This is a genomic window from Sphingobacterium sp. ML3W (genome assembly GCF_000747525.1).
Classification (GTDB): domain Bacteria; phylum Bacteroidota; class Bacteroidia; order Sphingobacteriales; family Sphingobacteriaceae; genus Sphingobacterium.
The window spans coordinates 1,710,523-1,723,593 of sequence record NZ_CP009278.1; the positions used below are offsets into that span (position 1 = coordinate 1,710,523).

General features: G+C 36.6%; 10 protein-coding genes. 5 read left to right on the forward strand and 5 right to left on the reverse strand.

The genetic code is table 11. From position 1 onward, the window contains the following. The first annotated feature begins 110 nt into the window (after nt 1-110). The 4 genes from KO02_RS07355 (at nt 111) to KO02_RS07370 (ending at nt 5,441) form a co-directional block, all read left to right on the forward strand. Complete coding sequence (locus tag KO02_RS07355; RefSeq protein WP_038697143.1) at nt 111-2,387, forward strand: ATP-dependent helicase; 2,277 nt, start codon at nt 111-113, stop codon at nt 2,385-2,387. A gap of 121 nt (nt 2,388-2,508) precedes the next feature. Next, nucleotides 2,509-3,252: a DUF4290 domain-containing protein gene (locus tag KO02_RS07360; RefSeq protein WP_316929685.1), complete on the forward strand. Its 744-nt coding sequence runs from the start codon at nt 2,509-2,511 to the stop codon at nt 3,250-3,252. A 115-nt stretch (nt 3,253-3,367) separates the two neighbouring features. Next, nucleotides 3,368-4,693 (forward strand): UDP-N-acetylglucosamine 1-carboxyvinyltransferase, encoded by a 1,326-nt coding sequence (murA, locus tag KO02_RS07365; RefSeq protein ID WP_038697148.1) that lies wholly within the window; start codon nt 3,368-3,370, stop codon nt 4,691-4,693. A 115-nt stretch (nt 4,694-4,808) separates the two neighbouring features. Further along, the gene (locus KO02_RS07370) at nt 4,809-5,441 is read left to right on the forward strand and encodes a YceI family protein (RefSeq protein WP_038697150.1); all 633 of its coding nucleotides are present in this window, start codon (nt 4,809-4,811) and stop codon (nt 5,439-5,441) included. Between the two features lie 92 nt (nt 5,442-5,533). Here the strand turns inward: KO02_RS07370 and smc are convergent, their stop codons facing one another. From smc to KO02_RS07390, 4 genes are all read right to left on the reverse strand, one after another. Further along, nucleotides 5,534-9,076, reverse strand: a complete 3,543-nt coding sequence (smc, locus tag KO02_RS07375) for a chromosome segregation protein SMC (RefSeq protein WP_038697152.1) — start codon at nt 9,074-9,076, stop codon at nt 5,534-5,536. A 141-nt stretch (nt 9,077-9,217) separates the two neighbouring features. Next, nucleotides 9,218-9,922 carry a DsbA family oxidoreductase gene (locus KO02_RS07380; protein ID WP_038697154.1) on the reverse strand — a complete coding sequence of 235 codons (705 nt, stop codon included), beginning with the start codon at nt 9,920-9,922 and terminating at the stop codon, nt 9,218-9,220. 52 nt (nt 9,923-9,974) lie between these two features. Next, nucleotides 9,975-10,607 (reverse strand): nitroreductase family protein, encoded by a 633-nt coding sequence (locus tag KO02_RS07385; RefSeq protein ID WP_038697156.1) that lies wholly within the window; start codon nt 10,605-10,607, stop codon nt 9,975-9,977. Nucleotide 10,608: 1 nt separating this feature from the next. Then, nucleotides 10,609-11,220 (reverse strand): TetR/AcrR family transcriptional regulator, encoded by a 612-nt coding sequence (locus tag KO02_RS07390; RefSeq protein ID WP_038697158.1) that lies wholly within the window; start codon nt 11,218-11,220, stop codon nt 10,609-10,611. 569 nt (nt 11,221-11,789) lie between these two features. Here KO02_RS07390 and KO02_RS07395 point away from each other — a divergent pair. Beyond that, the gene (locus KO02_RS07395; RefSeq protein ID WP_038697160.1) at nt 11,790-12,023 is read left to right on the forward strand and encodes a hypothetical protein; all 234 of its coding nucleotides are present in this window, start codon (nt 11,790-11,792) and stop codon (nt 12,021-12,023) included. A gap of 76 nt (nt 12,024-12,099) precedes the next feature. Here the strand turns inward: KO02_RS07395 and KO02_RS07400 are convergent, their stop codons facing one another. Next, a complete protein-coding gene (locus KO02_RS07400) occupies nt 12,100-12,927 on the reverse strand; it encodes an alpha/beta fold hydrolase (protein ID WP_038697162.1) in 828 nt (275 codons plus the stop codon). Nucleotides 12,928-13,071: the final 144 nt, after the last annotated feature.

The window sequence follows — 13,071 nt, forward strand, 5'->3', positions numbered from 1 at the left end:
AGCAGAATTTGTTGAAAAATTAATATTTGTAGCGCCGACTGCCCATCCGCCAAATGATTTTCGTACTTTTATAAGCTATTTTAAACAACATATAATTTTAGGAGAAAGCTTTGGATTTTTTAGCAGGATTGAACCCTTCTCAAAGAGGAGCTGTAGAACAAACTGAGGGCCCGGTAATGATAGTTGCTGGAGCTGGATCAGGAAAAACACGTGTAATTACCTATCGTGTAGCACATTTGATAAAAAAAGGTGTCGACCCTTTTAATATACTCGTTTTGACGTTTACGAATAAAGCGGCAAAGGAAATGCGTAATCGTATTACAACTGTAGTTGGTGCAGAGGCCAAGAATATTTGGATGGGTACCTTTCACTCGGTGTTTGCAAAGATATTACGTGTGGAGGCTGAACTGATCGGATACCCACGCAACTTTACGATTTATGATACCGACGATACCAAGAGTTTATTGCGTTCGATTTTAAAAGAAATGAATTTGGATGACAAGTTATATAATGTCAATCATGTTTATGGACGTATCTCGCAATCAAAAAATAACCTGATATCGCCACAAGAATATAATAAAAATGAAGCCTTAAAGGCCGAAGATATTTCCAATGGTAGGGGGCAGCTGTGTGAAATCTACATGACCTACGCACAACGTTGTTACCGCGCAGGAGCTATGGATTTTGACGATTTATTGTTCAAGACCAATGTATTATTGAATAAGCACCCTGAAGTATTGCATAAATACCAACATCAGTTTAAATATTTGATGGTCGATGAGTATCAGGATACCAACTTTTCACAATATTTAATCGTTAAACGCTTGGCCGCTGTAAACGAAAATATTTGTGTTGTAGGTGATGATGCCCAGAGTATATATGCTTTCCGTGGAGCAAATATTCAGAATATCTTAAATTTTCAAAAAGATTATCCCACTGTACAGGTTTTCAAACTAGAGCAAAATTATCGTTCGACACAGATGATCGTGAACGCTGCCAATTCGATTATTGCAAATAATAAGAATCAGTTGGAAAAGAATGTCTTTTCGGATAATGAAGAAGGGGAGAAGATAAAAGTATCGCGTGCATTTTCGGATAACGAAGAAGGTAAAATTGTTGCGGAATTAATTTCACAAGAAAAGTCTTTGAAATCGTTAAATTATAAAGACTTCGCCATTCTTTATCGTACCAACGCACAATCTAGAGCGATGGAGGAAGCCTTACGTAAAATCAATATCCCTTATAAAATATATGGCGGTACTTCATTTTACCAAAGGAAAGAGATAAAGGATTTAATCGCTTATTTTAGATTGACCTTTAACTCAAATGATGAAGAAGCATTGAAGCGCGTGATCAATTATCCACGTAGGGGGATAGGCGATACCACTATAGAGAAAATAGTGATTGCTGCCGATCAACATCAATATCGTCTTTGGGATATCGTAGCCAATGCACAAATGTTTATGGATGGCAGAAGCGCAGCATCCGTTGGCGGATTTGGTCAAATGATCTTAAGTTTTCAGGCCTTAGCAAAAACGAATAGCGCTTTTGATACCGCTATGCATATTGCACAGCATTCGGGTATACTAAAAGAATTGTACGAAGATAAATCTGTAGAAGGATTGACTAGGTACGAACATATACAAGAGTTGTTGAATGGTATTAAAGAGTTTTCTGAGCGCGAGGATATTGAGGAAAGAGGATTGGACGTGTATATGCAAGATATTGCATTATTGACCAATGATGATAATGACAAAGATCCAAATGCAGATACCGTATCTTTGATGACGATACACTCTTCCAAAGGGTTAGAATTTCCTGTTGTATTCATCGTAGGGCTAGAAGAAAATTTATTTCCATCACAATTGGCATTGAATTCGCGGACTGAATTGGAGGAAGAGCGAAGATTATTTTACGTTGCAGTAACCAGAGCTGAGAAAAAATTATTACTTTCGTACGCAACTTCTAGATATCGTTGGGGAACACTGAATAACTGTGAACCAAGCAGATTCTTGGATGAACTGAATCCATCTTGTTTGGATTTGGATTTTAAACCAAGACAAAGTTCTTCTGCAGAATCTGGAGGCTTCCAAGGTGAGCGTATTGCTTGGCAGCAAAAGGAGACGGATAGTTTTTCAAAACCTAAGCCGAAACCTTTTAAAACTACCTCGATATTACCCAAAGCGCATACACCTTCCGCAGGCTTCGCTCCATCCGACACCAATAATTTACAGGTTGGCATGGAAGTAGAGCATGAAAGATTTGGATTTGGAAAGGTTGTTAACCTCGAAGGATCAAAAGGAGAAGTAAAAGCAACTATTTTCTTTAAAGACTTGGGACAGAAACAATTGTTGCTTAAATTTGCAAAACTGAGAATTATTCAATAATTTAATACCAAAGTACAGAATACAACGTTGTATTGGTACTGAAATTCACTATATGAACTTTGACTACAACAGCACAAGACCGAAGCTAATCCTAGCTGAATACGGTAGGAATGTGCAAAATATGGTAAACTATATTTGTGATTTACCTACAAAAGAAGAAAGAAATAAGTATGCCCAAGTTGTCATAGATATGATGGGGGTGCTGAATCCGCATTTAAGAGATGTGGCAGACTTCAAACATAAATTGTGGGATCACTTGCAAATTATTTCTGATTTTACGATTGATGTAGATTCTCCATACCCTACAGCCACTCCTGAATTGGTAAAACATGAACCCGAGTTGTTATCGTATCCACAACATAGAATCAAGTATAAACACTATGGTTTTACGGTGGAAAAAATGATTAACAAAGCGATTTCAATCACAGATGATGAAAAACGTCAAAAAATGGCGCTTTCGATTGCTAACTTTATGAAGATGGCGTATACCACTTGGAATAAAGATGCAGTAGCTGATGAGTTTATCATTCAAGATTTGGCGGAATTGTCGAGTCAAGTATTGCAATTGCCAGAAGGTACGGTATTGACAAAACTTGATTTCAAAAGCGCGCCTCCAGGTAATCGAATTAAAGGAAATAATCCGACTCCGACTAATAATAATTCTGGTCATTCTAGTAATAACCATGGTCGAAGCAACAATAACACCAATTCGAATAATAGAAGACCTTCTGGAACGAATTCTTTTCAAAAACGAAGTAATAGTAGCGGCGGAAGTACAAACAATAGTAATAGACGTCCTTATCAAAATAATAATAATAGCAATAACAACAATAATAATAGCAACAGCGGTTATAAAAGAGGGTAATTGTTACTACTTAGGTATGATATAAGGCAATTGTGAAGTGATTTTTATTTCTTTTCAATTGCTTTTTTTCTTATAAATAATGCAATAAAAATATATAAAAGATATAGGTGTACGAATGAATGCATTTGAAATCAATGGCGGGAAGCCATTAAAGGGTGAGATTATTCCTCAAGGGGCAAAAAATGAAGCATTGCAAATATTGTCAGCAGTATTGTTGACAGAAGAACCGATGACCATTAGTAATGTTCCAGATATTAAAGATGTTAATAAATTAATAGATCTTTTAAAAGCACTAGGTGTTAGCGTTAATCGCATCGATGACGATACTTATGTTTTTGAAGCAAAAGATATCAATATAGATTATTTTCAATCTCAAGAATTCAAAGAAAAGGGTGGTGGATTGAGAGGGTCGATCATGATTGTTGGTCCTTTATTAGCTCGTTTTGGAAAAGCTGCTATTCCAAAACCTGGAGGTGATAAAATTGGTCGCCGTCGCTTGGATACCCATTTCTTGGGCTTTGAAAAACTAGGTGCTAAGTTTGTATATGATGCCGAAAATCACTTCTTCAATGTAGATGCTACTCAACTAAAGGGGGCCTATATTTTATTGGATGAAGCATCTGTTACAGGTACAGCAAATGTCGTAATGGCAGCAGTGTTAGCAAAGGGTGTAACGGAATTATATAATGCAGCATGTGAACCTTATTTGCAACAGTTATGTAAAATGTTGAATCGTATGGGGGCTAAGATCTCGGGTATAGGTTCAAATTTACTGACTATAGAAGGTGTAGAGCGCTTGGGAGGTACATCCCATCGTATGTTGCCCGATATGATTGAAATCGGTTCTTTCATCGGTTTGGCAGCAATGACAGGCTCCGAAATTACGATAAAAGATGTTTGTTATAAAGAGTTGGGTATTATTCCGACTGTGTTTCAGCGTCTAGGTATTAAAATGGAATTAAGAGGCGATGATCTTTTTATTCCAGCACAAGAATCATATGAAATCGATACGTTTATCGATGGTTCTATCTTGACCATATCAGATTCTCCATGGCCAGGATTTACACCTGACTTATTGAGTATTGTTTTGGTTGTGGCGACACAAGCAAAAGGTAATGTGTTGATCCACCAAAAGATGTTTGAAAGCCGTTTGTTCTTTGTCGATAAATTAATCGATATGGGAGCGCAAATTATCCTTTGTGATCCACATCGTGCTACGGTAATCGGATTGAATAAAATGTATCCGATGCGTGGTATTGAAATGACTTCACCGGATATTCGTGCCGGAGTATCGTTATTGATCGCTGCATTATCTGCAAAAGGAACTTCTACGATCCACAATATCGAACAGATAGAAAGAGGTTATCAACATATTGAGGAGCGTCTAAAAAAATTAGGAGCGGACATACGTCGGGTGGATGTAGCTCCTAAAGGACACTAAGCCATGCTATTGTCATAATTGTTATTTTGTATACTATTTTACTAGATTTTATTTAAATCTTATAATATCTTTGATATAACAAATGTTTGAACATATAAAATAGATTAAATTAATTATGAAAAAATTATTAGTATTACCAGTTATCGCAGCAGTTATTATGTCTTCATGTGCTGGAAACCCAGAGGGTAAAAAAGCAGAGGTGCAAGATTCTGTAGCTACTGAGGAAATTGTTAAAGTAGGAGAGGAGTATCAAGTTGATGCCGCACAATCAAAAGTGATCTGGACAGGAACAAAAGTAACCGGTGCACATACAGGTACTATTGCCATTAAATCGGGTTCATTACATGTTGATAACGGAGTCTTGACAGGTGGTACATTTTCTTTGGATTTGAATACAATCAGTTCTACAGATTTAGAAGGGGAGTACAAAGATAAATTAGACGGACATTTAAAATCGGAAGATTTCTTTGATGTTGCTCAATTTCCTGAAGCTACTTTTGTAGTTACTAAAACTGAAGCTGGTGCTACTGCACAGGATGTGAAGGTTTCGGGTAACTTAACAATCAAGGGTATTACTAAAAATATTTCATTCGATGCTAAAGTTGTCGAATCAAATGCGACTACAATCAAAACAGAAGCTGATTTTAATATCGTTCGTGCAGATTGGGGTGTAAATTATGAAGGTAAAAAGGATGATTTGATTTCTGCTGAAATTAATTTTAAAGTTACTTTAGTAGCGAATAAATAGTCTCATCTGGACAACATATATAATAAAAACGGAGCGATAATTAATTATCGCTCCGTTTTTTTATAGCCTTTTGGGCAAGCGCTTAAACTATACTAAGCGACATCTCTCAAGTCTACGGCAACAACACGGGATACCCCCTGTTCTACCATGGTAACACCATAAATGATATCTGTACTTGCTATTGTTTTCTTATTGTGCGATACGACAATAAATTGTGAATTTTTAGAGAAGTCACGAATGATGTTATTGAATTTATCAATATTCGTATCGTCTAATGGTGCATCCACTTCATCAAAAATACAGAACGGTGCTGGTTTTGATAAATATAGCGAGAAAAGAAGTGCTGTTGAGGTCAATGTCTTTTCACCACCAGATAGTTGATTGATGGATAGTGGCTTTTTACCTTTGGGGCGTGCAACGATATCAATATCCGAATCTAAAGGTTTGGAAGGATCTGTGAGAATTAAATCACAACTATCTTCTTCGTTAAATAGGGAACGGAAAACCTTGATGAAATTTTCGCGTACACTATTGAATGTAAACATAAACTGCACTTCAGCCGTATCGTCGATTTCTTTAATCGTTGCCAGTAATGAGCCTTTAGCCTCCAATAAGTCGGCCTTTTCCTTATTAATGAAATTATAGCGTTCATTCATCTCGTCAAAAGCTTCTTTAGCCATTAAATTGATGGAGCCATATTCATTCAGCTGTTTTTTAAGCTTGGTACATTTGGCAGCCAGTACTTCCTGATCCTCTACGATAGTAGGTGGTTCTTCTTGCTCTAAGAGATCTTTTAGTTCAATATTAAATTCAACAGATAGACGTTCTTTTAATGTATTGAGGTCAATTTGAAGTGCTGTCTTCTTATCTTTAATTTCAGAAATCAGGATATCATCCTGTTCTTTTGTTCGACGGTACTGAATGATTTGTTGTTCCAATTCATTCATCTGCTTACGGACACCATAGTAGCTTTTCTCCAAATCTTCCAGACCTTTTTCTAAGGCGTCCTTCTGCGTGTACATCTCCACCAAATCTTCGTCTTCTTCATCTACGAATTGTGCCGTATTCTTTAATGCAAGTTGCACTTCTTCCAAATCTTTGGCATTGCGTTCAATACGCGCCTCAAAATCATCTTGTTGCGTCTCGCGGAATTCAAGATCCTTATTGATGTTTGAGACCTTGTTCTGCTGTTGATGATAGCCGATGTTACCTTGGTTATAGCTGGCTGATTTTTCCGTTAGTATATCTGAAATTTCGTTAAAACGGTCTTGGAAATCCTGTAGATCCCCAATATGTTGTTCACGTTCATGCTTTAGGTCCTGTATCTGAGGTTCAAGGACTAATAGATCATTTTCGATGGTCATGATCTTATCCTGAATATCCTGTTTACGAGTTAGGGCATTCTTAATGAATGTTTGGTATTGTTCCTGTTTTGTTTTGACAGAAATCAATTCATTATTCAGACGGTTCAATTGGAAACGAAGTTCATCGATCATTTCCTTTTGAGAGTTGGATTTTAAAGCATTTAAGCGCCCTGTTTCATCCGATATCTTATCTTGTAATTGCGTTATATTTTCAGTAATTCTCTTGATTTCCTTTGCTAGGATCTCAATATTCTTAGCGCGTCCTATTCTTTTACCTTCGAATAAACCAACAGAACCACCAGATAAACCTAATTTACTTTTTGAGAACTTACCATTTTTTTGCAAAATGATGTCATCTCCTTGTGGGAGTTCCAAATTGAGTTCATGTTCGCGCTCTTGTTGTAAAATATAGACATTTTGTAATAAGAGCTGACATAATGATTTAAATTTATCATCAACAGTAATAACATCCATTGCTGGTATGAGCAAGTCGTTAGTTTGTGCTGTAGGCTTAGGGACTGCTTGAATCGCATCCAATATGAAGAAGTTAGCACGACCCCGAGCGGCATCACTTAATAAATTGATGGCTTGAACGGCGTCTTGCTGGGTATCCACCACATAATGATTCATAATGGGCTCCAAATAGTTTTCAACGGCTACACGGTAGTCTTCTTCACAGAATAAGACGTCCGAAAATAGCGGCGGTTGCTTTTTCCAACCTGCATTTTTCTTTAAAAATCGGATGGAGTCAGGGAAACCTTCTAAATTATCTATTAGGGATTTTGTTAAATTGTATTCGTTCTGTTTGGCATCTACCAAGCGCGATTCTTTACTTAACTCTTCTTTGCGCGTATTGATGTTCGTCGTGTGGTTTTGGATCTGAAGTTGCAATTCTTCTTCCATTTGTAAGCCGGTCTCGTATTGCTGCTGCTGGGTTTCTACTCGCCCTTCTAACTCTGCAACTGCAATATTGAACTGATTCAATTCAATTTCTTTCGATTCGGTATCCGTTACAGTACGTATGGATTCTTGTTGGAGTGCCTCTCTTTGAATATTGAGGACAGCTATATCTTTTTCAATGCTATAGATTCGATCCTGTAAGGAGCCACTTGACTTATTGAAAGCATTCAGTTTTCCTTTTGCCGTTTGTTGTTGTCCTCTTAGTTCCTCAACTTCAAATTTGTTCTTTTCCAGATTGTTTTGAAAACTGTCTAGCTGTTGTTGCTCGTGATACAACTCCTCATTTAAACGCTTAATGGTATAGAGCACGTGATTGAGTTGTTGTTTGTCATTATTGACTTCAAAACTTAATCTGTTTTCTTTATCCTGAAGATTTTTAAGCTGCTCGTTTTTAACTTTCTTTTCTGATTCGTAATTGCGAATCTTATTGATAAACTCTTGCGCCGTCTTTTGTTGAAAGGAAACGTTTTTTTCTTGCTCTAAATTATCTTCACGTATTTGTTTTAATTCATTTTCTGCCTTTTCGATGTGCACTTGAGCATCCGTACTCTGTTTAGACAGTTTAGATTCTTGATGCTGCAATCGTTCCAAATCAGTGCTGAAATCACCGATGCGATAATAAGCGAGGTTGACACTGCTCTGACGGTATTCATCCTTTAATAGGATGTATTTTTCAGCTTTTTTGGCTTGGCTCTCTAGGGATCTCAGGTTTTTAGTAATCTCAAAAAGTAAGTCATCTACGCGGCTTAGATCTAATTCTGTATCCCTAAGTTTATTTAAACTTTGTTTTTTACGAACTTTATATTTAGATATACCTGAAGCCTCTTCAAATAGATTACGACGTGAGTTTTCTTTGTTATTGATGATTTCATCTATCATTCTGAGTTCAATGATAGAGTAGGAGTCTGCTCCGACACCGGTATCTAAGAACAGATCTGTAATATCTTTTAAACGACATTTTACATCGTTCAATCGGTATTCACTATCTCCATTTCTGAATAATTTACGGGTCACAGTGACTGTCGTAAATGCTGTGGGGAGGACATTTTTGTTGTTGTCAAAAGTGAGTGAAACTTCTGCTAAGTTTGCCGCCTTACGATTTTTCGTTCCATTGAAAATGATGTTTTCCATTTTTTCGGAACGGAGCATGCGTGTACTCTGCTCTCCCAAAACCCAACGTATGGCATCAACAACATTTGATTTGCCACAACCATTAGGGCCCACGATAGCGGTGACACCCTCATTAAAATTGATTGTTATCTTGTCGCCGAAGCTCTTGAATCCTTTTATTTCTAGTTTGGTTAACTGCATTTATACTACAATTTTGCTGCATTAAATAGGAAACGAAATTAAGAAATAAGTTCAACTTATTTGCACGATTTTGCGATTCAAGAGCGGAAGTTTTGTTAACCCATTGGTTATGTCCAGTAATCAAAAATTGCGAATAGTAAACTATTCGCAATTTCCGGTTTCAACATCACAAGTTGGACCTTCGTTATTGTTCATAATGATATTGGGTTTGGCATCATCATATGCTTGACGAAGTGTTTGTTCAAACATTTCAAGGGGTTGCGCTCCGGCAATTCCAAATTTTTGATTGAATACAAAAAAGGGAACTCCACGTAATCCTAAGTTGACACCTTCTTGGATATCTTGTGTTACTTCGTATGTAAAACGATCTGTTGCCAATACCTCTTCCACAGCAGTAATATCAAGCCCTATTTCTACAGCAAGTTGTACCAGGATAGCGTGGTTGTTCACATCTAGGCCTTCGCTAAAATGTGCTTTTAACAGACGCTCTTTTAGTGCGTTGCCTTGGTTTGTTTCTTGAGCCAAATGGATTAGGCGATGGGCATTCAAGGTGTTAACGATCAATGATTTTTCAAAATCAAAATCGATGTCCAACGATTTTCCGATCGACTGCACTTGTTGCATCATACCTAAGGTTTCCTCCTCAGTAAGCCCTTTGGCATTTTTAATATAGTCAATAGCAGGGATGCCTGCAGTATCCTTCGGAAATTGGGGATGTAACTGATACGATTTCCAGATAATGGAGACTTCATCTCGATGTGGGAAATTTTCTAATGCTTTTTCTAATCTTTTTTTTCCGATATAACAGAACGGACAAACGATGTCAGACCAAATTTCTATTTTCATGATATGTATTTGAAGGTTTGGAAACACACAAATGGGCATTTCCAAACATATGTTAGTTAAATTTAATGATAAAATCTTCGTGATTTGGTCTTACTTTTTTCAAGTTTACCAACCAGTCATGCTCTTCATCACGGTAACCTAATGCTAATATGGTAACCGATTTAAGTCCTAATTTGTCTAATCCGAGGAGTGCGTCCAATTGCTCATTGTTAAAACCCTCCATTGGGGTCGCATCAATTCTCTGTTCAGCTGCTGCCGCTAAAGCTAATCCGAATCCAATATAAGCTTGACGAGCAGCATGATTGAACTGTTGTTCTTTGGATAATGTCGATAATGTTGCAAATAGATTGTTTTTATAATCATCAGCATAGCCCAATGGCAATCCTCTCTCTTCTGCCTGTTGCGCAAAAGGAGCGTTCACGCGCTCTTCGGTATAACCATCGTATGCTGCGAATACTAAGATATGTGAACTGTCGATGATCTGCGATTGCCCATAGGCAATAGGTTGAATTTTAGCCCGCAATTCGGGGTTTGTAATCTCAATGACTTTAAATGGATGCAATCCGGAAGAAGTAGGAGCCAAGCGAGCAGCTTCTAGAATGTAATCGATTTTCTCTTGTGCTACAGGAGTGCCATTCATTTTTTTAGTAGCATATCTCCATTTCAAATTTTCTAATAAACTCATATTAGTGGTTGTTGTATTTTAATGATATAATAAATCCCTGAATAGCATCTGTTAGTATAGGTGATACCTCTTCAGGATTTGTTTCGTTGTTTGATATAAATTCAATGGTAATGATGCCATGCAGGATGGACCAAAAAGTCTTGAATTTTAAATGTAGGTTGATGTCTTCAACTCGGTTTTCCTCCACACATGTAGAAATGCAGCTCAGCATCACGTCCGATGCTGCTTTCATTTCTTTGAAACTATTAACGACTTCACATTGTGGGATACCGAGTCCAAACATAATCTCATAGTATTTCTTATGCTCAAATGCGAATTTCCAGTAAGAGCTCGCCATGTCAAATAAGTTTTGATCAGCAGTTTTGTTATGATCTACTGCTGAAGCCAATTCTTTGGCCATCAATGAAAATCCTACTTTGGTGAAATAGGCTATAATAGCATCTTTGTTTTCAAAATGTTTGTATATGACTGGAGCGCTGTATTCTATGGCATCGGCAATTTTTCGAATAGAAAGGGCCTGCCACCCCTCTTCTTGTACGATCTGCCAAGACTGCTCAATGATTTGCAATCTTATTTTTTCTAAATCCCTTAATTTTCGCTCCGAAACACCCATGTTATGTTTTTTAGTTAACAGTGTTAGCAAAAGTAACAATGATTTTTTTAGTTTTTATATGTCATCACATTTAATACATTTTGATGACAGAAAAGGGTATGTGTCAATTGGGTTTAGGCTAATATTGCTATACCTTTCAAATTTTGAGAAATAGAAAGATTTAGGGGCTCGTATTTTTTTAAGATGGTTAATTTAAGTTCTTTAAATAATTGATAAATGCGATGTTCGACTAAAATTTTACGCATAGCATTTGGTTTTATCTAAAAAAATTAGTACATTTGTAGTTGATGCGGATTTAGGGGCTTAATTGCAACTACTTCTAGTCAGTTTTTAAAATATAAATCATTGATAAAAATTACCAGTTTTTATCTCATCCATACAATTTTTGATTTTTAAAGATTGACCTGATATTTTGATTTATCAATATATTGGTTCTTCTCCACCAAAATATTTCTCTGGTCATGTATAATGATCGGTAGCAATAAGCTTTCAAAGCGCAGCATCAAGGTTTAATTCACACGTTCTGGTCTATAGCCAGCGTTTATTCAGTTCACTTTAATTTATAAAATATGTTAGGATTTATTATGAAATTTCTATTGACAGTTGTTGTTTCAACTTGGTTAATCATGCAAAGTGCTACAGGAAGCTTCCTGAGTTTACCGGTGCTTTTTGCCACCTTAGCATTTGCCTTGTTTATTTGGGATGCCGTTATTTCTTACCGTAAATCGGAGGAAAGAAAAGAAAATTTACAGCATTTGAACGATTTCCTTAAATATAAACAAAGCAAATACCGTGGTTTTTAAAAGATTGTTTCTTTTGGTACATCCAATTTAATGCAGTGTAGATTTTTATCCACTGCATTTTTTTATGCCTTTTAATTTAAAAGGATTGTAAAAATTGATTGATTTCAAAATTGAACCTTTCGGGTTCTTCTAGATTTGGTAAATGTCCCGATTCCATAAATTCTAGATATTTAACCTGAGGTATATGGTTGAGCAGGGTGTTTATCTGCAGCTCACTAACCAATTTATCTTCTCTTCCCTTGATGACGAGGGTTGGGACTTCTATCGTAGGTAATATCGCGGTCGTATCCGTTCGAGCAGCCAATGCTAATTGGGTTGAACAAATGTTTTGCAAATCGTTTCTCCTGATGGAACTTTTGATGATTTCAATAGCTTCGGGATTTTCAGCTAGGGTTTTTTTTGAAAAGATAGTTTCAATGAATCCTAATGAAAAAGGACGCTTCCCATATTTTAGTAAGGCTTGAATGGCGTCAAAGCGTTTTTGTTTACCATTGTTATCATCAGCAAGCGAGTGTGTGTCACTTAATATAAGGCCTTTTAATTCATTTCCCATCAGTTCATATGTGCGCAATGCGATATAACCACCCATGGAAACGCCGCATAAGACTACATGGCTTAAATTTAGATGCGCTATAAATTCTTTCAAATCTTTTGCGAAGACATCAATACTGAAAAATCCATGACCACGTGTGCTGTGTCCATGCCCTCTAATATCAACTGCAATTCCGGTCATCTGTTCATCCAGCTGTTGCAATTGTGCCCGCCACATGTTTTTGTTAAAGGGGAAGCCGTGTAAAAAAATGACTGTTTTTTCAGGTGGATGTACCTTACTAGGTCTAATCATGTATGAAATGCTAATGTCACCAATGCGTATTTTGCCTAGTTTCGTTTCTTTTTTGGACATAAAGTAGTCTTTGTGAGAAAAAATAAAAAAAAATTACTCCTGTAAATGTAATACTATCAATAAGATAAAAAAAATATTGCTTTTTTTATTAAAAAAAGATGCGAAATAGTTTGCAAAACTGAAAAAAGTCCCGATATTTGTATC